The sequence below is a fragment of the Algibacillus agarilyticus genome, from assembly GCF_003286125.1.
Classification (GTDB): Bacteria; Pseudomonadota; Gammaproteobacteria; order Enterobacterales; family Alteromonadaceae; genus Algibacillus; species Algibacillus agarilyticus.
In genome coordinates, this window is sequence record NZ_QMED01000005.1 from 120,509 (window position 1) to 146,828 (window position 26,320).

Annotated in this window: 11 protein-coding genes; 10 read left to right on the plus strand and 1 reads right to left on the minus strand. The window is 37.7% G+C overall.

Annotated features, from left to right (window positions below):
* Positions 1–80: 80 nt before the first annotated feature.
* From DPX34_RS06270 to DPX34_RS06315, 10 genes are all read left to right on the plus strand, one after another.
* On the plus strand, positions 81–8,504 hold the full coding sequence (locus DPX34_RS06270) for a non-ribosomal peptide synthetase (protein ID WP_111977559.1): 8,424 nt from the start codon (positions 81–83) through the stop codon (positions 8,502–8,504).
* A gap of 68 nt (positions 8,505–8,572) precedes the next feature.
* Positions 8,573–9,547: a DUF4350 domain-containing protein gene (locus DPX34_RS06275; RefSeq protein ID WP_111977560.1), complete on the plus strand. Its 975-nt coding sequence runs from the start codon at positions 8,573–8,575 to the stop codon at positions 9,545–9,547.
* 86 nt (positions 9,548–9,633) lie between these two features.
* Positions 9,634–10,392, plus strand: coding sequence for a thioesterase II family protein (locus DPX34_RS06280; RefSeq protein WP_111977561.1), 759 nt, complete (start codon positions 9,634–9,636; stop codon positions 10,390–10,392).
* Positions 10,393–10,660: 268 nt separating this feature from the next.
* Positions 10,661–18,070: a type I polyketide synthase gene (locus tag DPX34_RS06285; RefSeq protein WP_111977562.1), complete on the plus strand. Its 7,410-nt coding sequence runs from the start codon at positions 10,661–10,663 to the stop codon at positions 18,068–18,070.
* A gap of 229 nt (positions 18,071–18,299) precedes the next feature.
* Positions 18,300–18,899, plus strand: a complete 600-nt coding sequence (locus DPX34_RS06290) for a YcjF family protein (protein WP_111977563.1) — start codon at positions 18,300–18,302, stop codon at positions 18,897–18,899.
* Between the two features lie 122 nt (positions 18,900–19,021).
* Complete coding sequence (locus DPX34_RS06295) at positions 19,022–20,692, plus strand: cyclic peptide export ABC transporter (RefSeq protein ID WP_111977564.1); 1,671 nt, start codon at positions 19,022–19,024, stop codon at positions 20,690–20,692.
* Positions 20,693–20,730: 38 nt separating this feature from the next.
* Positions 20,731–21,621 (plus strand): substrate-binding periplasmic protein, encoded by an 891-nt coding sequence (locus DPX34_RS06300; RefSeq protein WP_111977565.1) that lies wholly within the window; start codon positions 20,731–20,733, stop codon positions 21,619–21,621.
* Positions 21,622–21,665: 44 nt separating this feature from the next.
* A complete protein-coding gene (locus DPX34_RS06305) occupies positions 21,666–22,499 on the plus strand; it encodes a prohibitin family protein (RefSeq protein WP_111977566.1) in 834 nt (277 codons plus the stop codon).
* Positions 22,500–22,588: 89 nt separating this feature from the next.
* Positions 22,589–23,908, plus strand: coding sequence for a type 1 periplasmic-binding domain-containing protein (locus DPX34_RS06310; RefSeq protein WP_157964634.1), 1,320 nt, complete (start codon positions 22,589–22,591; stop codon positions 23,906–23,908).
* Positions 23,909–23,932: 24 nt separating this feature from the next.
* Positions 23,933–24,115 carry a hypothetical protein gene (locus DPX34_RS06315; RefSeq protein WP_111977568.1) on the plus strand — a complete coding sequence of 61 codons (183 nt, stop codon included), beginning with the start codon at positions 23,933–23,935 and terminating at the stop codon, positions 24,113–24,115.
* A gap of 158 nt (positions 24,116–24,273) precedes the next feature.
* On the opposite strand, the gene DPX34_RS06320 is transcribed toward DPX34_RS06315, so the two are convergent.
* Entirely contained in the window at positions 24,274–26,298 is a 2,025-nt protein-coding gene (locus tag DPX34_RS06320; protein WP_111977569.1) for an adenylate/guanylate cyclase domain-containing protein, read from the minus strand.
* Positions 26,299–26,320 lie beyond the last annotated feature (22 nt).

Genomic DNA, 26,320 nt, shown 5'->3' on the forward strand with positions numbered 1-26,320 from the left:
AGTAATCACGTGAATTATTTGTTCAAAGTTAAATTGCAGAGTTGTAAGTTTATGTTATTGATAGAAAAGGGATTAATTGTATGAGCGCGGCAATATTGTTGTCTGAATTGGAACAACTTGATGTAAGATTAAGTGTAGATGAAGGTCAATTACGCTTTAGTGCACCAAAAGGTGCACTTGATAACGTGTTAATGCAACGTTTACGCGATAATAAAGCCGATATCATTACTATCTTAGAACAACGCAATTTAGAAAAAAGTTGGGATGAACAACCTATCCCTATTTTAGATCGCAATCAAGGCGCACCTTTATCATTTTCACAACAACGTTTTTGGTTTTTAGATCAACTTGATCAAGGTAATTCAGCTACTTTTGTTATGCCACCTATCGTATTACGATTTGAAGGCAACCTTAATATTGATGCATTAGAAAATTCGTTAAACGACGTTGTACAGCGTCATGAGGTATTAAGAAGTGCATTTCGGATTGAAGACGATCAGCCCGTTCAAATCGTATTACCAGACGCACAATTATCCTTAAAAATAAATGATATCAACGGTTTAAACAACGCTGAAAAAGAAGAAGAGATAAACCAACATATCAAAGAACAAGCGCTTATGCCATTTGACCTGCAACAAGGTGAAATATTAATGCGCGCATTGCTATTAAAACTAGCGAATGATGAGCATGTATTTATGCTCACGATGCACCATATTATTGGTGATGGTTGGTCTATGGGCATATTAATTGAAGAGCTGTCTACACTTTATCGAACTTATACTCATGCCTATCAAACTAATACAAAAATTGAGCATCAATTAACTCCCTTGCCGATCCAATATGCTGATTTTTCGGCTTGGGAACGCAAACGAATGACGGATTCACGACTTGAGAACCATCGTAATTATTGGTTAAAACAATTAAGTGACGCGCCAAGTTTTTTGCCATTGCAAACCGATCGTCCAAGACCCAAAATAAGAAGCAATCAAGGTAGTGCAGTTTATTTTGAACTTGGAAACCAATGTGCAAATCAACTTTCGAAAATTTGTACTATGGCAGGCGTTACCCCTTTTATGGCTTTACTATCTGCTTTTAGCGTTTTATTAAGTCGTTACACAGGGGAAAAAGATATTGTTATCGGCTCACCAATTGCCGTTCGACCGCACAGCCAAACGGAGTCATTAATAGGGTTATTTCTAAATACCCTGGCGTTACGTATAGACTTATCAGCAGAGCCAAGCTTTAACGAACTGTTAACCCGAGTGCGTAAAGTTTCATTAGAAAGTTACGAACATAAAGAAATACCTTTTGATCACGTTTTACAAGCTTTAGATTTAGATCGTAATCCGAGCTACACCCCTTTATTTCAAGTGTTATTTGCCCTGCAAAATGCCCCGATGAGTGATGTAGGTTTAGATGGATTAAACATTAGTAGTCAACCAACTCAATCATTACATTCTCCATTTGATTTAGTTTTATCTTTAGAAGAAAGCACAGATAACATTCAAGGTTTTTTCCGTTACAACACCGACTTATTTGAACATGCAACCATAGAGCGCATGGTTGAACATTTCAAAATACTCTTAAACGGACTATTAACACAGCCTACTGAAAATATTCAGCATTTACCTATTATATCGAATGAAGAACGTATTCAACTTAATGATTGGCGTGGAGGCAAAGATCAACCCACCAATAAACTGACATTAGCACAGACGTTCAATATACAAGCCGACCAATATGCTAATTCGATTGCGGCTCGATTTAATGATCAAACATTAACTTATCGTCAACTAAACGAAAAAGCTAACCAACTCGCACATCGTTTACATAAAATAGGCGTGAGCCGAGGTGATTATGTCGGACTATATACCGAACGCTCACTTGAATTAGTCATTGGCGTACTAGGTATATTAAAAGCAGGTGCAGCTTATATACCACTTGACCCGGCCTATCCTGATGACCGCCTTAATTACATGGCGCAAGACAGTAAACTGCAAGTCATCGTGACTTATCATGAGTCAAAACCAAACTTAGCAGTTAATACTGTTAACTTAGATGATCCAACATTAAAAGCAGAAAGCATTGAAACACCCAATATAACAACCAGTCTCGATGATATTGCTTATGTCATTTATACTTCAGGGTCTACAGGCAAGCCCAAAGGGGTAGAAGTTTCAAACGCGAATGTCACCCGTTTATTTACGACAACTGAACCACTTTTTGGTTTTAATTCAAAGGAAGTATGGTGTTTATTTCATTCCTATGCTTTTGATTTTTCAGTATGGGAACTCTGGGGAGCATTGTTACATGGTGGTAAAATCGTCGTTGTACCATTACATATTTCACGTACCCCCGATCAATTTCATCAATTTTTACAACAAAATGGCGTAACGGTTTTAAATCAAACCCCTTCAGCATTTAAACAATTAATTGAAGCAGATCAGCGATTAGTCACCACAAATCAAAATCCACTTGATTTAAAATGGGTCATATTTGGTGGCGAAGCACTTGATCCACGGCATTTAGCCAATTGGGTTGAGCGTTATGGCTTAAATACGCCTCAATTAATTAACATGTATGGTATTACCGAAACCACGGTTCACGTTAGTTTTCATTGCTTAACACAACAAGATATTGAAAAAGGCATTAGTACTATTGGTAAACCCTTGCCTGATCTGAACATACAAATCGTTGATCAGCATAACCAAATAGTACCAATAGGCATTGCAGGTGAAATGTTAATTGGCGGGGGAGGCGTAGCAAAAGGCTATTTAAATTTACCCAAATTAACCGCTGAACGATTTGTGCCAGATCAAAACCATATGGGATCTTCACAACGTTTATATCGCAGCGGAGATTTAGCACGTTGGCGCAGTAACGGCAACTTAGAATATTTAGGCCGGATTGATCATCAAGTAAAAATTCGCGGGTTTAGAATAGAACTTGGTGAAATAGAACGCTGCTTAAGTCTTCATGATGTGGTTAGTGAAGCGGTGGTTTTAACAACTGATGAAATAAATGGTGCTCGCTTAATTGCTTATGCAGTTACTCATGACAACCAAAATAGCGCATTAACAACAACATTGCGTTTGCATCTTCAATCACTGCTACCCGATTATATGATCCCAGCTACTATTTTGTTATTAGACCAATTACCGTTAACGAATAATGGCAAATTAGATCGAAAACAATTAGAACGATTACTAGATAAAACCCGAAATGAGCAAGCGAATCATAATAAATTGTTGTTAACGCCTCCCGAAACGGATTTAGAAAAAACCTTAGCTGCTTTATGGTGTGACGTTTTGTCCATTCCGCAGATTAACCTCGATGATAATTTTTTTGAGCTCGGCGGGGATTCAATTCGAGGTGCAATCTTAGCCAATAAAATACAACAAAAAATAGAAAGCGTTGTTTACGTGGTTGCCTTATTTGAGGCACCCACAATCCGATTACTCATTACATATTTGCATCAACATTACCCTGAAGCGATGAAAAAAATGGGTGAAATCAGTGTAGCTGAGCAATCAAGTCCGTTAATTGACGAGCAAAGCGTTGCTGCATTTAAAGCGTTAATCCCGCCTACCCCCAAAAGTCCGTCTTTACAAAATATAACCGCAAAACGTAAAAAAAATCCACGTGCTATTTTTGTTTTATCTCCCCCGCGCTCAGGCTCAACATTATTAAGGGTATTATTAGGTGGCCATGATAATTTATTTTCACCACCAGAACTTGAACTCCTGGGTTTTGAAACCCTAGGAGAACGCAAACAAATTTGCTCGGGCCGAGACGCTTTTTGGTTAGAAGGTACACTACGAGCCGTTATGGAAGCCTGCAACGTAGACGCAGACCAAGCTAAAGAAATCATGGCATCTCGTGAAAATGTCGATATGCCTACCCAGGCTTTTTATGCTGAATTACAAGAATGGGTTGGAGATAAGGTTTTAGTTGATAAGTCGCCATCTTATGCATTACAGAAAGGGGTTATGGAGCGTGCCGAAGCTTACTTTGATGAACCGCTGTATATACATTTACACCGTCACCCCTATGGCATGATTAACTCCTTTGAAGATGCTAAGTTGGATCAAATCTTTTTTAGATACCCGCATCAACTAACTGAACAACGCTTAGGCGAACTGATTTGGCTTCAAAGTCACCGTAACATTTTTGATTTTTTATCGACTATTCCTGCTGAAAGACAAATCAATGTTAGCTTTGAGGACATGACTAAACAACCAGAAACCGTTGTTAAACAGCTCTGCAAGTTTATTGACCTCGATTTCTCTAGTGACATGCTCGATTTATATAACAATCAACAAAAAGCGCGTATGACCGATGGCATACATCAAGAATCCACTATGTTGGGTGATGTTAAATTCCATACTCATAAACAGATAGACGCAGCAATCAGTGAAAGGTGGCGAAAAAAATATAACAAAGCATTTTTAGGCCAACCCACTTTAGATATGGCAAAAATATTTGGTTATAACACGGATTTAGAAACCGATAACTTGCCAATTAAGCCGTTAGATAGGCAAGATAACACCTTACCACTTTCGTTTGCACAACAAAGACTCTGGTTTTTAGACCAACTTGAAGGTGCTGGTTCTGCTTATAACATGCCCGTTGCTTTAAACATTGAGGGTTTATTAAATACAGAAGCGATGACAGCCAGTTTACGCGCGATCGTTGCACGACATGAAACTTTACGCAGTCAATTTGAAACAATAGAAGGTCAACCTGTAGTCAGAGTGAATAATGAATTACCCGATACAGAAATTATCGATTTAAGCCATTTAGCCGTTGTGGATCAACAAAAACTGGCATCTAACTATATAAAATCAGATGCTCAGACTGTTTTTAAACTATCTTCAGGGCCATTATTTACAAGTAAATTACTCAAACTTAGCCCGACTAAACACATCGTACTCGTCAATATGCATCATATAGTTTCTGACGGTTGGTCAATGGGGGTTATTGTTAGCGAATGGGGACAATTATATAACGCATATATCACTAAAAATGCCTCGCCCTTACCCCCACTTAGCGTGCAGTATGGTGACTATGCAAATTGGCAACAAACAAATTTAGCCAATGGCAATTTAACAAACCAATTAGCTTATTGGGGTAAACAGTTAAACAATTTACCTGCATTATTAGAATTACCGACCGATAAACCACGGCCTGCAATACAGCAGTTCCGCGGTGGCACATTCAATTTAAAATTAGACAGTCAGCTTTCAATACAACTTAAACGTTATGCTGAACAATCGGGTGTTTCACTGTATATGTTATTGCTGGCCGGTTTTGGCATTTTATTGATGCGTTATTCTGGTCAAAATGATATTGCCATTGGTTCCCCGTCGGCTAACCGAAGCCGGACTGAACTCGAACCCTTAGTCGGTTTTTTTGTTAATACCATGGTAATGCGATTAGATTTGGCACCCCATCAAACCTTTGAAACATTTTTAAAACAGGTTCGTCAAATATCATTAGAAGCTTATGCCAATCAAGATGTGTCATTTGAACAATTAGTTGAAGAGCTAAAACCGCAACGCAATTTAAGCTATTCACCGTTATTTCAAGTTATGTTCTCTATGCAAAATACCCCTTCAATTGCCCCTAATTTAACGGGTCTTAATGTAAGTGAAATAACAAACGATCAAATTGTATCCAAATACGATTTAACATTAGCCATTTCTGAAATTGATAATCAATTAGAAGCCAATATTGAATACAATTCAGATTTATTTGAGTGCGCGACTATCAGCCGTTTTGCCAAAAATTATACACAGTTGTTGGGATCTCTATTACAAACGCCTAACAGCACAATAGATAAGTTAAACATCTTAAATAGTGATGATGTTTATGACTTAATAACCGCTAAAAACAAAACGGATAAAGACATAGATTCGGCTCTCACTATTCACCAATTATTTGAAAATCAGGCTATAAAAACACCTAATGCGATCGCCGTTACATTTCAAAAATTAAGTTTAACCTATGAGCAATTGAACCAAGAAGCTCAAAATTTAAGCCAAGAGTTACAACAGTTGGGCTTAAGCTCAGGTTGTTTAGTGGGTATTTGTGTTCCTCGCTCTTTAGATATGTTAATTGGTTTGCTGGCTGTACTAAAAGCTGGGGCCTCTTATGTCCCTCTTGATCCCAACTATCCGGCTGATCGTATCGAAGATGTGCTAATCGATGCGGATGTGAGTTTATTAATAACAACCCAAGGCTTATATGAAAAGTTTGCCCATTTAACATGTCCTTTGTTTCTAACGGATAATCAAAATACAAACAATATAATAATCAAAGCAAAACAAAACAATTCAAATTTGGCCTATGTAATATACACCTCAGGTTCTACCGGAAAACCTAAAGGCGTCATGATAAATCACGCGGCAGCTGTCAATTTTTTAACCAGCATGGTAGTAACACCAGGAATTAAAGCGTCCGATACATTATTAGCCGTCACCACCATTGCATTTGATATTGCAGTTTTAGAATTATATATGCCGTTAATCGTAGGTGCTAAGGTCATTATTGCTGATGAAGAAATGACACGTGATGGTCAGTTGTTAATGAAAACAATAAACACTGAGCAAGTGAGTATTATGCAAGCGACTCCCGCAACTTGGCGTTTATTATTGGCTTCTGATTGGCAAGGCAGTCCGCATTTAAACGTATTATGCGGAGGCGAAGCTTTACCTTCATCATTAGCCAAAAAGTTATTACCTCGTGTTAATAGTTTATGGAATTTATATGGCCCAACAGAAGCGACCGTATGGTCTACCATACACAGTGTAAGTGAAAAGGATTTAAACAGTGCGACCATACCCATTGGCAAACCGATAAATAATACCAAGATTTATATATTAGATGACAATTTAGCGTTAGTCCCTGTAGGCGTCAGGGGGGAAATGTATATAGGTGGCTTAGGGCTCGCTTGTGCTTATTTAAACCGCCCTGAATTAACACAACTCAGTTTCATCAATGACCCTTTTGTGCCTGGTCAACGCATGTATAAAACAGGCGACTTAGCCCGAAATTTATCAAACGATAGTATTGAATATATGGGTCGAAATGATCAACAAATTAAAATCCGAGGGTTTAGAGTGGAGCCTGGTGAAGTTGAACATGTACTCACTAACCAAACAGGTGTTGATATATGTACCGTCATTGTCGATCGTGCCAATACAGAGCATGCTCGTTTAGTTGCTTATTACCTTGGAAATGAAAGCGATAAAAATAAATTAAAGCAAGCTCTACAACGTGTATTACCTGACTACATGGTGCCAAGCTTAATACTACAATTGTCAGAAATGCCTCTGACCAATAATGGTAAAGTAGACAGACGGGCATTGTCACAACTTAAAATAGAACAATCAACCAGTACAAGCTATATAGGAGCTCGCGACAGTATTGAAGTCAGCTTAGTCCGTATATGGGAAGAAGTACTTGGCATAAAATCCATTGGTATACGAGATGATTTCTTTGATCTTGGCGGGCATTCTATTATTGCCGTCCGTTTGATGGCACAGGTCAGTCAACAGTTCGATCGAAAACTTCCACTTGCCAGCTTATTTCAAGGTTCAACAATAGAATCACTTGCACAATTATTACGCACTGATAATGACGAAAATGTGTGGTCATCAGTGGTGCCAATACAAACAAAAAGTAAAGGAACCCCCTTCTTTTGTGCAGCGGGGGCAGGCGGTAATATCGTTTACTTTAATGAACTTGCTCGAGCAATGTCCGATACCCATCCTTTTATTGGTCTACAACCATTAGGATTAGATGGTGTAACAGCCCCCTTTATTACAGTTGATGATTTAGCCAAACATTATTTAAACGAAATAAAAGAACAGCAGAAAGAGACACCAAAAGTTATTTCTGGCCATTCTTTTGGTGGGTTAGTCGCATATGAGATGGCACTGCAGTTAGAAAAACAAGGTAATCCCCCTCCAGCACTGATATTAATTGATACTCCAGCCCCGCACTTTTTCAAACCAACAGGCGATAATTGGTCTCAATCTCAATGGTTAACACAAGTTTCAGAAATAATTAGTCATTTATATAATGTCAATGCGGTTATTCCAACTAAAGATTTCGAATTACACGACCAAGATGGGCAACTTAATTTATTACATACTAAACTCATTGCGACCGGTGTTTTACCTGAACAGAATGACGTTAGTTTTTTACGTGGCTTCATTGAAGTATATAAAGCAAACCTTTGTGTTGAATACGACCCTGCTAAATTAACCAACAATACAGAAATACTGTTATTGCGGTCTCAAGAACAGCAACCGGAATATTTAACGACAGAGCAATTTTCAACAACAAGGTCGTCTCACTGCTTAGGTTGGGAGCGTTATTTTGATAATCCGATAACCGTTAAAGACGTGCCAGGTGATCACTTAACCATGATGCGATCACCTAACGCAAATGTGTTATCAAAAGAAATAATAGACTTTATAAAGAATTGCAAAAAATAATTTTTATGCGATAGCGAGTTTCAATCAATTAATAATCGATTTTAAATTTAAAATGGAGATGCTTCACAATGAATAATAAAAAATTAGCAAGCGTATTATTGGCAGCAATGGTCACTGTGCCCGCCTGTGCGACAACAACATCAATCGTAGGTACTGGCGATTATGTGGTAAAAGTTGAAAACCCGACCTATAAAAAAGGCACTGGCCCTCGAATTTCGATTGATGAAGGGCATAATAATTACCAAACAATGGAACACCGGTTTAAAGGTTTTGCCGATCTAGTCCAAGGTGATGGTTACCAAGCAAAACCATTAAAAGCAACGTTCACCGCCAGCTCACTCGCAAACACCGATATATTAGTTATTTGTAATGCACTTAATGCAAAGAATGCCCCAAGTAATAAAGATTGGGTATTACCTGCACCCTCAGCTTTTACAACTGAAGAAATTACAGCGGTTAAAGAATGGGTTAATGCGGGTGGCTCTTTATTATTAATATCCGATCACATGCCATTTCCTTCGGCAGCTGCAAAGTTAGGTGAGGCCTTTAATGTTGAAATACAAAGTAATTTTGCTTTCAACCCTTACTTTACATTTCGACCGGGTGATATGAATTTAATGAGGTTTTATCAGTATCCGGGAGACAAGCAAGGCGGCACATTATTAAACACCCCGATTGTAAAAGGCAACAACCCAAGTGAAGCCGTACCTTATGTTATTACGTTTACCGGCAGCGCGTTTAGAATGAAGCCAGGAGTTCCATTTACTCCCGTTATGCAGCTAGGCAAAGGAACAACCATACTTTGGCCAACAGATTACGCCGTTATGGGGCCAACAACACCATCGGCAGGGGGTGATGGCTTATATCAAGGCGTTATCATGTCTTCTGGTAAAGGCCGAGTCGCTGTTTTTGGTGAAGCGTCGATGTTCTCTGTAGGTTATGCTGACTGGGAAAATAATTATCCAATGGGATTCAATAACCCAGAAGCCAACCACAACCAGCAATTTGTTTTAAACTTAATGCATTGGTTAAGTAATAAGTAGTAACAACCAATGTAAGTATTTAGTCAATGGTCGACTCTCAATGTGTTCGGCCAATATAGACAAGTTAAACATGTAGATAAAATTTAATGAATAAATTGATAAAAAATAAAGCGTGGTTCCCTTTTGGCCTGGGTGAAGATTCAACCGAATTAAGAGTTTTTTGTTTACCTTTTGCAGGGGGAGGCGCTTCATTTTTTAGACCTTGGCGTAATCAAGCCCCAACGACTACATCTATCGTACCAGTACAATATCCAGGCCGAGAAACAAGGTTAAATGAGCCCTGTATTCTTGATATAAATGAATTGGCGACAGAACTCGCGCAAGCTTTATTACCCAATTTAGATAAGCCGTACATAATTGCAGGCTATAGTTTAGGCGCAAAATTAGGGTTTGCTGTCGTTCACAAGTTAATAGAATTAGGTGCAAAAGAGCCAGAGTTATTTATTGCAATGGCACATAGCGCACCTGATCACAAATCAGAGCATATTGGCGCGAGCAAGTTACCGATTGAAGAGTTTAGAACCTTTTTACAACGCTACGGTTCAATGTCAGAACAGATATTTGATGATCCAGAGTTAGCAGAAATGTTTATACCCATATTAAGAGCGGATATTGGTTTAGTTGAATGTATCGTCACACAAAAAGCATTAACTTGCCCTATTATTGCTTATGCTGGTAAGCAAGATGAAATTGTACCACCGACCAGAATGCAAACTTGGCAGCAATTTACAGTAAATGATTTTGAGTTGCGGTGCATTGAAGGCGGGCATTTTTTCGCTAAAACCAATAGTGAATTTTTGCCTATGTTTGCTAATGATATAACGCTCACAGAAATTATAAATTAGACAGAGTGACTGTTGACATTAACGTTGATTTAACTTATTAATTTAGGGGTATTTATAAGTTGAATTAAAGCATGATTTGAGAATACGTTATTATTGCATTAAAAGAATAAAAGCCAGAACAATAATAAATTATAAAATTTGAATAAAAATAAAACATGCGGCATTCAGCAGGTTGACTTAAATCATCTGATAAATTTTCTAAGTGCGCATAAATAATAAAAAATAAGTTAGCACCGCTAACTATTAATAATAATTCAGGACACTATTGATGGAATATTCTAGCAAGCCAATGGATAACTCGTTACCAGTAACTCATAATGGAATTGCTTTAGGTAGTGAACGAACACGCTATTCAGTCTCAGATACTCGACTCGTTAGTTTATTGCAACGCGCAGCAAGTGATCATAAAAACAAAGGTTTTGTCTCAATTCATACAGATGGCAGTTTAAAACACCAGCATTATGGAGAATTACTTGCAGCGGCATCTTGTATTTGTGGCGGTTTACAAACCGCAGGCGTCAAACCTCGCCAAGAAATATTATTGCAAATAGAAGATGCCGGTGATTTGTTCAATGCCATGTGGGGCTGTATTTTAGCCGGCGCGATTCCTATTCCTCTCAATGTGGCTTTAACTTACAATAACCTAAATCAAACCCAGAAACTGGTAAACGTATGGCATAATTTTGCTAAACCGACCATCTTAACATCTGAGAATTTAACCGGCGATATCGCTAATGTTAAACAGCTTCATGACACGTTTGAACCCAATATAGTCAGCTTAGAGTCATTAAAAAAACATTCTGCTAGTACCCAATTTTATCAATCCAAACCAAACGATGTTGCCGTCTTATTTTTAACATCAGGCAGCACCGGCATCCCTAAAGGCGTTCCACAAACGCACGAAAATATATTAGCGATGGTCGACGGTACCATACAAATGAATGGCTTTACGGCAGAAGATGTAACATTAAATTGGATGTCGATGGATCATGCTGGTTCGCTGGTTTTTTTAGGTGTTATGGGAGTCGCACTCAAATGCAACCAATTCCATGTCCCTATCGCTTATGTATTACAAAAACCGCTTCGTTGGTTAGATTTAATCAATGAACATCGAGTCTCTATATCATGGGCTCCGAACTTTGTGTTTTCATTATTTTTAGAAAATAAAAAAGAAATAACCGAAGGCCAGTGGGATTTATCATGCATGCGCTTTATGGTTAATGCAGGTGAAGCGATTGTTACACGCACAGCGCGCGACTTTATCAGACTATTACAACAACACAAATTACCAGAAAACGCGCTAAGGCCAGCTTTTGGTATGGTTGAAACGTGTTCAGGAATTACCTGGTCGACCGGATTCACTTTAGCGAACAGTCATGATGATGACAGTTTTGTCGATCTAGGGCCTTGTATTCCGGGGGCAGCAATAAGAATTGTTGATGAAAATGAAAACCCGATTAAAGATGAACAAAGCGGACGTTTACAATTAAAAGGACCTTCAGTTTTTTCAGGTTATCATAATCAACCAGAACTAAATAAAAAAATAATTTCAGATGGTTGGTTAACAACAGGTGATTTAGCATATCTTCGTAATGGCCATTTATTTATTACGGGTCGTGAGAAAGATATCATAATCATTAATGGCAATAATTTTTATTGCCACGAAATCGAAGGAGCTGTAGAGCAATTAGACATGATAACACGTGGCAATGTTGCCGCTTGTGGTGTAACGCCAATAGGAAAAAACACTGAACAACTTGCCATTCTATATCACTGTGTTGAAACAGATAAAGAAACGTTAAAAACATTAAATAAATCGATTAGAAGCCAACTAATGCATGTTGTAGGTGTATCACCTTCAATTATGATTCGCTTAGAAGTTGACGAGTTTCCCCGTACTGCCATTGGTAAAATACAAAGACCTAAACTTAAAACGCAATTAGAAGAAGGTCTTTTTAAAGAACGCAGTTTAGCGCCCGAAAAAACCACCACAAGAAACCGTAAAAACAAGGTTAGCTCAGCATTAACCGAAAAAATAGCCGACATTTGGCGTGACGTTTTAGAATTAGATGAACTCAACTACGATGAAACTTTTTTTGAATTAGGTGGCCATTCATTATTAGCATTTCAAGTTCAAGCTGAATTAGAAAAACTGATTGGCAGACAAATTGCCATTGTTGAGCTATTTAACACCCCAACAATACAGTTAATGGCCGAATATTTTGATTCTGAACTAAATGAAACAATTAATACGCAAGATAACAATACTTATCAAGATGAAGCAGCCGATCAAGATATCGCAATAGCGGTTATCGGGGTATCCTGCCGTTTACCAGGCGCAGAAGGACCACAGCAATTCTGGAATAACCTGAAAAACGGCAATGAATCAATTACATTTTATACCGCTGATGAAGCCATTAATGCGGGCTTATCGCCTGAAGAAGCTCACAACCCCAACCATGTACATGCAGCACCCATTTTAAATAATATAGAAGGGTTTGACGCTGATTTTTGGAAATACTCGGCACGTGAAGCCCGTATTATTGATCCCCAACAACGTATATTTTTAGAAACGGCTTGGGAAGCATTTGAAGATGCAGGTTATAAACCTGACAGCATGAAAAAAGTCGGCGTATTTGCCTCAGCAGGGACTAACACTTATTTACTAAATAATATATTTGCAAATAGTGATTGGGTTAAACACGACAATCAAGGTGAATTATTAACAGTTGATTCAACAAATGGTTTTAATGTCATGATCACAAATGACAAAGATTATTTGCCTATGCGTGTTTCTTATAAACTTAATTTAACCGGCCCGAGTGTAAATGTTCAAACTGCGTGCTCTAGCACGCTCGTTGCAATACATGAAGCTTGTAAAAGTTTAAGGGCAGGGGAATCCGAGACTGCATTAGCCGGAGGGTGTGCCGCAATGTTACCGCAATTTGCAGGTCATCTTTATTCCGAAGGTATGCTCGTGACACCGGATGGGCATTGTCGCGCATATGACGCTAATGCGAATGGCACCATTTTTGGCAGTGGCTCAGCCGCCGTTTTACTTAAAAGATTAGATAAAGCGCTTGAAGACCGAGACAATATTTATGCGGTTATCCGCGGCTCTGCAGTGACCAACGATGGTGGCCAGAAAATGGGCTTCACTGCACCGAGTATGATGGGTGAATATACTGCAGCTCGCAAAGCATTAGAAAGATCAGGCATATCAGCTGATACGTTAGGTTTAATTGAAGGGCACGGAACAGGCACACCATTAGGCGATCCAATTGAAGTACAAGCATTATCAAAAGCAATACGGCATGACTCTAAACGTGATCAATTTTGTGCATTAGGCTCTGTTAAAACAAATATCGGTCACATGGGTATCGCATCAGGGATTGCCGGTGCATTAAAAGCTATATTAGCTATTAAACACAAACAAATACCTGCAACATTACATTATGATAAACCCAACCCACAAATTGATTTTGAAACCAGCCCTTTCTTTGTCAATAATGAATTACTAGATTGGGAAGACACTGGCGTTCCTCGCCGTGCAGGCGTTAACTCATTAGGTATTGGTGGAACCAATGCTCATGTTATTTTTGAAGAGTCGCCCGAACTAACGGCTGAACAAATAGAGACTAATATAGCCCCGTCAGTCGAAATACTGCCGCTTGCGGCCAAAACACCAGCAGCATTAACGGCATTAACAAAAAAATACATAGATTGGCTAGAAACAAATACCGACAAATCACTGCGTGATATCTGTTTTACCGCTCAAAAAGGCCGAGAACATTTTCCTTGTAGACTTGCTGTCGTAGCTTCATCTCAAGCTGAATTGAAAAATGAACTTCAGCGTTCACTAAGCAATGAATCATTTAATAAACAATTAACGAGTCAAGAAACAAATAAAGGTGTCGTCTTTTTATTCACAGGCCAAGGCGCTCAATATAAAGGAATGGCGCAACAACTTTACAACACGGAAATAGTCTTTAAAAACGCGGTTGATGAATGCTGCGCATTATTTACACCGTTATTAGAACAAGACTTAATTGATGTCATGTTCGTAAATGAGACAGACGAAAACGCATTAATAAATCAAACAAATTATACTCAACCTGCACTATTTGTGATCCAAATAGCACTTATTAGTTTATTGGAAGAGTCTGGAGTTAATCCAACGGCTTTAGTCGGACACAGCATTGGAGAATACGCTGCGGCGTGGTGTGCAGGTGTGTTAAATCTTGAAGATGCAGTGAAATTAGTTGCCGCTCGGGGCCGATTAATGCAATCGTTACCTGCGGGTGGTGAGATGGCCAGTGTCTTTACAAATATAAACGATTTGCGCGCAATACTAAGCAATGGAAATATTAACGTTTCAGTAGCCGCTAATAACGCCCCTAATAACCAAGTCATATCGGGTCAAAGCACGCAAATAAATGCGGCAATTAATGCGTTGGAAAATGCGGGGGTTACCGTTAAAAGACTCGTGGTATCTCATGCATTTCATTCAGATTTAATGACGCCAATTTTACAAGAATTTAAGCAAATTGTTGAATCCGTCTCTTTATCAAGACCGACAATAGAGTTTATCTCAACACTAACAGGTGAAACAGTTGATCATGAGTTAACAACCGCTGATTATTGGGTAAGACACATTAGTGAAACCGTTAATTGCCAACAAGCCATTGAACAAGCATTATCACTCGGTTACCGGTCTTTTGTCGAACTTGGTCCCCACTCAGTCATGAGCAGTTTCGGCTTACAAATAGCAGGGTCTACCAAAATACATAATTGGTTACCTTGTTTAAAACGTAACGCAGACGATAATTTAAACTTACAGCAAGCGTTAGCTAAGTTATATCAGGCCGGTCATGATTTAGATTGGGACAATATTAATAAAAGTAAATCTGGCTCTCGTGTATCTTTACCGACCTATCCATGGCAAAGAGTAAAACACTGGATTGAACCCGATAAAAAATTAACTCAGTCAAAAACCGAACAAGTTGATCCATTATTAGGCCAATATATTGCGTTACCGCATATACAACAGCATTTATATCAATGCGTATTTGAGCCTAAAACGATGCCCGTATTAGCTGACCACGTAGTTTTTGATCACATCATTCCACCTGGCGCTATGTATGCAAGCAAAATGATGCGTGTAGCACGCGATCAATTTCCAAACACGCAAGTGAAAGTTGAAAACTTAATGTTTATGAAGCCGATGGTTATGAATATTGAGAGTAAACGTGATGTACAAGTCATTTTGAGTGAGGGTACCAATAACGCATTTCAGTGTGAATTAAGCAGCTATACAAAGGATAGAAAGCAGGAAGAAAATGGATTCTTAAAGCATGCTAGCGCACAGATATCGCAATCAAACACATCGCCGAAGTTTGTTGATTTAGACGCTTTAAAATCCAGTTGTACAAAACAAATTTCTATTGCTTCACATCAATCTAAAATGCAAAGCATGAATATCGAGTTAGGCACTACTTTTGATTGGTTATCTACTATTCAAGTCGGTACAAGCCAAGCATTAGCGGCTATCAATCCGCCAGACGGGTTAGACGTTAAAGATGCAATGGCTTTACACCCAGGTATGATTGACGCCCACTGGCAAGTCTTGATTGAGGCCATGTCTTCACAGATAAAAGGGACGGTCATTCCATTTTGTGTTGATTCATTTACCTGTTACGCATTACCTGAAAATACAGACCTCTGGTGTCATGCTGAATGGGATATTAATGCCAACCAAGATGGCCGCTTTCGGGGAGACATAAAATTAATTGATGTAAACGGCCAAGTTTTGATTGAAACCAAGGGATTAGAATTACGCCATGCCGATGAAAGTGCGATCCGGTCGGCGCTTGAGCCAGGAATAGATAATTGGTTTTATAACACTCAGTGGCAACGTGTTGATTTAGATACAACTAAAACAAGAAAAGGAGACTGCCTTTTTATTGGAGAACATCCATTAATCAATACACTCAGCCAACACGTTAACACAAAAGATAAAAACGTTTATACACTTGATAACTTAAACACGGCAGACCAAATAACAACCGATGTAACAAAAATATTAGCCGATTCAACGTCGATCAAAAATGTTGTATTTATCCCCACTGAATGCGAATTAGAAAACATAAGCCTAGGTTGTCAGCAGTTTTTAGCGGTTATAAAAGCGTTAATCAAACATGATGATTCAGATATGCGCTTAGCGTTAATTACTCAAAATAGTCAAAATGTACTTGCGAATAACATCAATATTTCACATGCGCCTTTTTGGGGAATAGCTGCAGCATTGAAACACGAACAACCGCAATTATCTGTCCGTTGTTTAGACTTAGATGGCGAAATCGAATTGCAAGGTACTGCTGATTATCTTCTCACTGAAGATGAAAATGAGACCCAAGTAACTAAGCGCCAAGGTTCATTTTATGCACCTACTTTAGCTAGCGTGCCTTTTATAACGCCACAAAACCCAATTGCATTAAAAAGTCATGATGTTCAAGTTATTTTAGGTGGTCATGGTGGCTTAGGGTTAATAATAACTCAATGGCTAATCGATTGTGGTGCTAAAAATATCATCATTGCGGGAAGGAATAAACCAACAGATAAATCAAAAGCCTTTTATAACAATCTAATACAACAAGGCATTAATATAGAAACCCAAGTGTGTGATGCAACGGAAATTGAAGACGTAAAACAATTAATCAATAATGCAAGGCAACGGGGAAATATACAATCCGTTTTCCATCTTGCAGGGACACGCGATGATGGTTTTATACAAAACTTGAATAATACCGATTTTAATCGAGTTTTATTACCTAAGTTATTAGGTGCTTGGAATTTACATGAAGCATTAACCGCATGTTCACCTGAACATGTCGTCTTCTTTTCTTCTGTTGCGTCCGTTTTTGGTTCAGCTGGACAAGCGGCTTATGCTGCTGGAAATGCAGCTTTAGATGCTTTAGCACATTACCGTCATCAACAAGGCCTACCTGCGTTAAGTATCAACTGGGGACCATGGAGTGATGTCGGTATGGCCGCCAATATGGAAAATCATCACAAACAACGCCTAAATTCACAAGGTTACGACACTATAGCGCCAACAGATGGCTTGAGTGCTTTAGCTTTTTCTATGGACAATGCGGCTCAATATGCCCAATTAGTCGTCGCCCCGATTCAAACAAAACGAATAAGTGAGTTAGCCGGACAACAAGGCTTTTTACGTAATTTCACAAATACTTTTAAACAACAAACATTAGAAACCACTCAAACTAAACAGCCATTATTCGTAAAAGAACTGACGAATATGACTATAGAAAAACGAAAAAAGTGGGTAGAGAATTACCTACTTAAATTAGTGAAAGATATGCTGCAGGTTGATTTAGCACAACAATTAGATGTCGATAAAGGGTTATTTGATCTTGGTATGGACTCTTTAACTGCAGTTGAAGTAAAAGATCGATTGGAACGAGATACAGGCTGTAAATTAAGATCAACGCTAGCTTTTGACCATCCAACGATCAGACGAATGGCAGCTTATTTAGTAGAAACCTTATTTGTTGATACAACTGAGCAACAAGCGCCAGAAGTTGCTGATGAAGGAGCGATATTTGATGACCTCTCCGAGTCAGAACTGGCAGAAATGTTAATGCAAGAAATGGGTTAATACGTGACATGCGGTCATTTAAGAAATTGGGAATGTTATTTTGATATATTGGCACATTATCGTTTTATTTAAATAAAAAACGTATACAGTATGCTAACTAGATTGAAATACAAACTCGATGTGCGGTAACGGTAAGTTTGTTTTACACAGTGTTGTTTTCTGTCATAGAGAAAATAGCGATATAGCAAGTTGATTCTTCAGCTTGCGCTAAACATAGGAAGGAATAAAGATGAATGCTGTAGTCGAAGAAATAAAAGACGATGAATCAGAACATGAAACATCGGAAAGCCAAATTGAACAAGCCAATAAAGTCGTGCGTAACTATGCAATCGGCTCTGTGATCCCTAGTTTGATCCCTGTACCAGCAGTCGATTTAGTTGCAGTTACGGGTATCCAATTAAAAATGCTACATAGTTTAGCGGCTATATACGACGTACCTTTTAAAGAAGAATTAGTTCGTTCTTCTATCTCATCAGTCATTGGCGGAACGGTTGCTTTATCAGTTTCTCGAGTAGCCTCGAGTGCGATCAAAGCAATTCCGGGAGTAGGAACAATGATAGGTTCACTCGCCATGCCAACTGTTAGTGGTGCAACTACTTATGGTTTAGGCCGAGTGTTTATCCAACATTTTGAATCTGGCGGAACGTTCTTAACATTTGATGCTGATAAAGTGCGTGATTACTTTGAACAAGAATTCAAAAAAGGTAAAGCCGTCGTTGCTGAAGCCAATGAATCTGGTGAAATAGATCAAGCTGTAGCTGATGCAAAAGCAACACATCAAAGTACCGATGGCAAAAGCAAAAGTACAGGTACAACGACAACTAAGTAATAATCAAACATACCAGTTAGCGCATTCAAACTGGTATGTTTTTCAGCGATTTAACATTGTTTATGGTATAAATTTAATCAGAGTTTATGCCATAATTTTTAGTTCCGAATAACAGGTATCAAATGCTTTTAAAGTATCTTCCGGCCAAGCGCCTTCTTGAACTTATTGACCAAGAAGCCGAATATCCACGCAAAAAACTCATCATATTTTCAGTTATATCGGGCGTAACGAATGGCTTATTATTAGGCGTGATCAATCATGGTGCTGGCATGGTAGGTGAATTCGCCGAATCAGCTTATCTGCAATTTTATTATTTAGCATTATTTGTTATTTTACTAACGCTATTGGTATATACCAAAAAGTACACACTTGAAAAAGCAGCCGTTTTAGTGGAGGAAGTTTTATATAAAGTCAGGATGCGGATATCAGATAAAATTCGTCATACCGAATTAAGTTTTATTGAAAAAACCGGCCAAAGCGAAATATATAATCGCCTTGCACAAGATACGGTTCAAATATCACAAAGCGCAACCGTTGTTTTTGCCTCTATTCAAGCCGCAATCATGTTGATATTTACAATGGTATATGTTGCTTGGCTAACGCCTACTGGTTTTTTATTAACTATCGTCGCGATTGGTTTAGGTGGTTGGGTATTCATGCTCAAACGACAACATATAATGAACGATTTACAATCCGCGACACAACATGAAATTTTATTTTTTGATGCGTTAAACAACACTTTATCTGGCTTTAAAGAAATAAAACTAAATCGTGTTAAAAGTCATGATCTGTATGAACACCAAGATTCTATTGCTACCGATGTAAAAACATTAAAAAGTCGAGCGGGCATTAATTCCGTATTCGTAATGATGTTTTCAGAAATCTTCTTCTATGTATTAATTGCCACTATTTTATTCATTTGGCCTTATTTTAACGGGGCTGATTCATCAATCATCATTAAGTTAACCGCGTCAATACTCTTTATTATGGGTCCATTAAACTTATTATTTGGCTCATTACCCTTATTTATCAAGGCTGATGTGGCAGTTAACAACTTGCGTAATTTAGAAAAAAAGGTAGATGACGCATCACAAGGTTTTCAAACTGGCGAACCACCTGAGCATAAACCATTAACATTTAAGCACATAAGCTTTAAAGATGTTCGCTTTAGTTATATCGATAAAGAAGGCAGCGCTCAATTTAAAGTGGGGCCGATAAATCTAGATTTAAACTTTGGTGAAATTGTGTTCATCATCGGAGGAAACGGCAGTGGTAAATCAACATTATTAAAATTATTAACGGGTTTATATTACCCTAAAGAAGGTGAAATTACCGTTAACGAAGAAGTTTTAGATCAAGATATTTATGCTGATTACAGAGAGTTATTTGCCATTATTTTTACAGATTTCCACTTATTTGACCGCCTATATGGCATTCAAGATATCGACAAAAATAAAGTTAAATTGTTAATAAAAGATATGGGCCTTGAAAATAAAACCCAATTTAAAAACGGTGCTTTCACGAATACCGATTTATCAACAGGACAGCGCAAACGTTTAGCTTACATCAACACCATTCTAGAAGATAAGCAAATCTATATATTTGATGAGCTAGCCGCGGATCAGGATCCTGGATTCCGTAAACATTTTTATGAAGAATTATTACCCGATCTAAAAGCACAAGGTAAAACGATTATCGCAGTAACACATGATGATAAATATTTCTCACAAGCGGATCGCGTTTTAAAAATGGATGAAGGTGAATTATCTGAGTATATTGAAAATGGCCATTAAAAAAATTAAGTTGCTGTCCATTTGGGAGACAAGATAAGGTGTTTAATATTAAAAGTGGCTTAACTAATTTTAGTAACTCACGTTACTTTGGATTATTTATTATTACGCTCATTTTATTAATCGTGGTCGGCGGATACTTTGTGCACGAACACCGTTACAAGTTAAGCGTTTTGATTGATGATTATATTACAGAAAATAACAACGCACTTATAAATAACCCTTCAAATAAACCCAAACTCGTTGCAACATACAGAGATAAACCACCATCAATGTATCTTTATTCCGAAAACCACTTTTCTGGCCCTCTACGTTTCGTATTAGAAGAAGCCGCGAGTAAAATTGGTTATGAAGTAGAATGGAAACAAGCGGCTTTATCAGCCAGCCTAGCCGGATTATTAGATACCACTATCGATATTGTGCCGCATATACGCTCTAAAACAGCTGAAAGACAGAGATTATATCGTTATAGTGTGAGCTTGATGACCAAGAAGCGCTCTATCTACTTGGCTTTACATAATGAAGAAACAAAATCGATCACTAAGCTGGATGACCTCAAAGATCTAAAGGTTGGCTATCAAAAAGGCAACCACTTTAGCAACGATTTTCAACAATCAAAGACATTTATAAAAAAACCATACTTAAGTGTCGAATTAATGGTTATGGCATTTAACAGAAATGAAATTGATGTCATGGTTGTAAGTAGTAAACGTTTGATGGAGCAACAATTAAAGTCTATTGGTGCGAGTCCTGTAAAATATGCTGAATTTACGATTGATGACACCCCTGGGTTACATTTTTTATATTCTCAAAACCCACAAAAACAATCGGTATATGACCAACTAGATAACGCATTGTTAGAAATGAAAGCTCAAGGGGTAATTAATGATATTTTCCGCAGTTTTACCTTTACGCCCTCACTTAAGGAGTAAATAAGTGTCGTTTAATAAAAAGAAGAAAAGTCGTAGGAAATTAGATGAATAAGATTAAACGTTGGTTTAAAGACCATATACCTTACTTTATTGTATTATTTTTAGTTGTTATTCTCATTTTTGTCGCGTTATGGCCACGTATTTTAGTGTTTATAAAACCAGGAGAGGCGGGTGTAATTTATCGATTACTATCCAGTGGTACCGTTACAGATTATGTGTACCCTGAAGGTTTACACATGATTTTACCTCTTAATACAATGTATGTTTACGATACCCGTATGCAGGTAATATTACATGATTTTGAGGTACTCACTAGCTCAGGTTTACCCATCAAACTCGCGTTAGCCATTCGGTATCAACCCATATATGAATTACTAGGTGTGCTCCATCAAAGAGTCGGGCCTGACTACCCGAATAAAATAATCTTACCGCAAATTGAATCTGTTTTAAGACAGAACATTGGCGGGTTAACACCAGAAGATGTTTATACCAATAAAAAAGGCGTATTAAGCGAAATTATTACACTGGCGTTAGAAGAAGTAGGCCGTAAATATATACATGTCGACGATATTATTATTCGTTCAGTTATTTTACCTGATAGCGTGAAAGCCTCAATTGAAGCTAAATTGGTTAACGAGCAAGAGCTATTAGCCTATGCCTTTAAACTTCAAACAGAAGAAGAAGAAAAGAAACGCAAAATTATTGAAGCAAGTGGGATTAAGCTTTATCAAGAAGCTATCTCGCCAACCCTGAATGAACCATTATTGAAATGGTTAGGTATTAAAGCAACATTAGAATTATCTGAATCACCTAATAGTAAAGTCGTGGTTATCGGCTCAGGTGATGGTGGACTGCCAATTATACTGGGTGATAAATGATAAATTTCAGCCTGAAACATAATTATTTATTATGTAAATCATTATGTTTATCCAGCTTGTTGATGGGTTTAATAGGTTGCGAAAAATTAATGCCCGGCATCAGTGCAGAACATCGTACAGTAGCAATTAACAACAACTATGAAGCCGGTAAGCCAATTGATGTGGGCGTTATATGGCATAAAGATAAACAACAATTTCGTGATGGCGCAATACTAGCAGCTGAAGAGATTAACATGGCAGGGGGCATTGACGCTCATCAACTTAATTTGCACTTTACCGAGGCATCTACATTTTTAGAAAAACATAATGTTGATAAATCGATGCTAGAAGGTCGTTATAGGAATGCTAAACAATTAGCCGGCTCTGATATCGCTCATAAAGTGGTCGCTAGAACAAACATATCTGCGGTTATTAGCGCAGATATCCCAGTTGAATCAACGTTGTCATCGGTTGTTGTTTATCAAGATCACGGTGTACTGGTGATGAATGCAAGTTCAAGCAATTCAAGTATTGATTGGCTAGCCAATGATTTATATTTTCAACTGTTACCACCTAGCCGAATCTTAGCCAAGAAAATTGTTGCCGAAATAAGACGTCAAAAATGGGAAACAATTTTTATAACCTATATGGATACGGCGCATAAGAGTGAAATAATTGAATTAATTACTAATGAATTAGTGTGTTTAGAGGCTGATTCAAATACAGGTAAAAAAACTAACACTAAAATAATTTGCGAAGATCCAAAAACAAAAGAGAAATCGATAAAAATTGAATTAGCAGGCTCTTATGCAATGCAACTGATGGGCGGGAATTTTAATTTAGGTCATAAAGGACGTTTAAGAGCCTCTTTAGCTGAATTACGGACAAACGATACTGATGCGATTATTTTATTGATGCCACCCACACTTGCGGCTCGAGTTATTCATTTTGCGCGCGAAATTGGGGTTCTTCAGCCGTTTTTAGGCGAAGGCGAGTTTAATTCATCTCCTGAATTTATCAAAATAGTCGGTGAGCACGGTATTGGCACACGAACTACAACACTTGATCGCAGTAATGACTATCAGGTAAAACGCTTTAAAGATAAATTTAATAAACGCTTTAACAGCCAAGCAGATGTGTCAGCTATGATGGGGTATGACAGTGTTCGTCTGTATGCACAAGGCGTTGCGAGTGCAAAAACGGCCGTTCCGATAAGGGTCAGTGAAGCGCTCAATTATCGTTTGCCATTATGGTTTAGCTTATTAGGTAGCTATAGTTTCTTTGATGGTGAGAGTACAAATATAGATTACTCTATCCAGAAACTAATTAGAGATAAAGATGGTAAATTAATTTTTGTTAGCGATGACGATACTAATACGATCAAAAACACATCAAGTGAACCGGATCTGGCTCATGATGATGATACGTAAACCTGTTTATAATTAGGAGGCTCCATGTTATTAATTTTTGTTGCAACGTTTTTTTGTAGTTTAGTCATTGGTTATTTAGGCCGTAAACGTAGCCTAGGGTTTTGGGGCTTAACTTTTGGTTCATTACTGTTAACACCATTAATAGGGCTACTATTATTAATAGTGACAAATGATGTACCACAACCACAAGATACATCAAACCAATAATTTATACCCGAGTCAGAAATAACCTATTGATCCTGATAGGTTATTTCTAGATAAATATTACAGGATTAAATCTAAAGTTTGACGCACCAACAACTAAACCACTATAAACTTAATATGCATATCAGTCGGACAATCATCAACTATAAATGATGGGCAAATCACTTTTCGTGTAATGTTGTGATCCCATCCCAATGTTCAGGAATTGTGTCACCTTTTTCGATGAATTGTTTACACGATGCCAATAGCTTCAAAACAGACTTGTCATGTTGAGCTATTTCTTGGCAGATATAAAGTTTATCCATTGCACTCGATATATTTTTATTCAAATAATCCTTTAAAGCTAATTCATAAGTCTCATAAAATTCAATAGGGTATTTAAGTTCAGGTTCTTGTTCATCAATTTCATGCAGTAACTCATAAATCTGCACACCAATTTGCTTACCTTTAACTGCAACGATATCCAGCATACGACATTTATAACTATCTTTAACTAAATGATATGTATTTTCACTAATAATAATTTCAGTATCATAAAGCTTATTAATCCCTTCTAAACGGGCAGCTAAATTAACTGAATCTCCAAGCACACTGTAGTTAATTCTGACACTAGACCCAACATTACCGACAATCGTGCGACCAGTATGCAAACCTATACGCGTTTTCAAAACGGGTTTACGATCTTTAATCCATTGTTCGTTTAATAATTTATTTCGTTTTTGACATAACAAAGCAGATTTACAAGCATCATACGGTGTTCTTTCATGATGAATTGGTGCACCCCAAAATGCCATAATCGCATCACCAATATACTTATCTATCGTGCCGTTATTTTTAACAATAATCATACTTAGTTCTTCAAAATACTCAGATAAATGCAGCATTAAATCTTGTGGGTGTATACGTTCTGCAATCGATGTAAAATTAGCAATGTCAGAGAAGAAAATAGTCACCTCTGTTTCTTGACCGCCAATTTTGGCTTGTTCCCCTAAATCGATTAATTGTTTAACTAACACTTCTGGAACATACTTTCTAAATGATTGCAGACCTGTTTTAGCCGATATAATAGCATTACTCATTGAGTGAATTTCTGAAATATTCGTTCTAACTCGCTGAATATCATCTAAATTAAAGTTACGAATTTTTTCAGTCTCAATCGTTAATGCTTTGATAGGTTTAGTAATACGTTGAGAGAAAAATAGAATGACAAGTAGAGACAAAGCAAAAATAGATAAAAAGATAAGTAGCGTTTGTAATAAAACTTGATTAACGGATCCTAAGACTTCTTTTTCTGGCATAACAACAAAAACTTGCCACTTAGTAGGGAAAGATTTAGGAAAGGGGGCTACATTAATAATATAAGTTTTATCATCGGTTTCAGAAAAAAACTTAGTTTCACCGGTTTCTCTATAATGATCATATGCATTTCGTAACCATTTTTGCGGTAATTCATAAACTAAGGCAACACGCCTTAAACCGCTATCAGGCAACAAAGTCGTTATTAGATTAGTGTCAGGAAAGGCAATAATTTCATGATTCGCATTAGTGATAAAAACATGACCCTTTTTATCTAGATTTAGCTCAGATAAGAAAACCGACAAACTTTCAAGCGGAATATTAATACCGATAACACCTCGTTTATTATCATCACTATCAAGTAATGGAAACGTAGCGGATATACCGGGTGTTTGTGCTGTAGTAAATAGGTAAACATCGGTCCAATATGTCTTTTGCTCAATAAGCGTATTCATATACCAAGGCCGATTTCTTGGGTCAAAAGTAGGCTTTTTTTCTTCCGAATTAAGACGGTTATATTCAGCATCACGATAAACCCATAACTCATTAAGTTTGGTCGTACTTCTATCAATATAGCGAGTGGCTAATTGAGGATCTCGGCGCACTTGCACATAACTACCTTCTTCATCCGCTACATGAATTGACTGTACTTGAGGTAACACTTGCATTTGTTGCCACATATAACGCCATATATTTTCATGAGCATCAATGATAGGAGCTTCAGTAATTAATTGACTGATTACTTTACCTTGTTCTGCCGGAGTATTTAAATAATGCGTTGTCTGATTTATAACCTTGTCGGTGATATGTTTAGAATTATTGTCAGAATATTCTAATACTATTTGTGCACTACCATAATAAAAGCTAGCCCCTGCAGCGCCCCCTGTCACGATAACTAGAAATGAAAAGTAC

Bases quoted from the DNA above. Each gene is read 5' to 3' on its own strand.
- DPX34_RS06270 (WP_111977559.1), top strand. From the start codon at position 81: ATGAGCGCGGCAATATTGTTGTCTGAATTGGAACAACTTGATGTAAGA.
- DPX34_RS06275 (WP_111977560.1), top strand. From the start codon at position 8,573: ATGAATAATAAAAAATTAGCAAGCGTATTATTGGCAGCAATGGTCACT.
- DPX34_RS06280 (WP_111977561.1), top strand. From the start codon at position 9,634: ATGAATAAATTGATAAAAAATAAAGCGTGGTTCCCTTTTGGCCTGGGT.
- DPX34_RS06285 (WP_111977562.1), top strand. From the start codon at position 10,661: ATGGAATATTCTAGCAAGCCAATGGATAACTCGTTACCAGTAACTCAT.
- DPX34_RS06290 (WP_111977563.1), top strand. From the start codon at position 18,300: ATGAATGCTGTAGTCGAAGAAATAAAAGACGATGAATCAGAACATGAA.
- DPX34_RS06295 (WP_111977564.1), top strand. From the start codon at position 19,022: ATGCTTTTAAAGTATCTTCCGGCCAAGCGCCTTCTTGAACTTATTGAC.
- DPX34_RS06305 (WP_111977566.1), top strand. From the start codon at position 21,666: ATGAATAAGATTAAACGTTGGTTTAAAGACCATATACCTTACTTTATT.
- DPX34_RS06310 (WP_157964634.1), top strand. From the start codon at position 22,589: ATGCCCGGCATCAGTGCAGAACATCGTACAGTAGCAATTAACAACAAC.
- DPX34_RS06315 (WP_111977568.1), top strand. From the start codon at position 23,933: ATGTTATTAATTTTTGTTGCAACGTTTTTTTGTAGTTTAGTCATTGGT.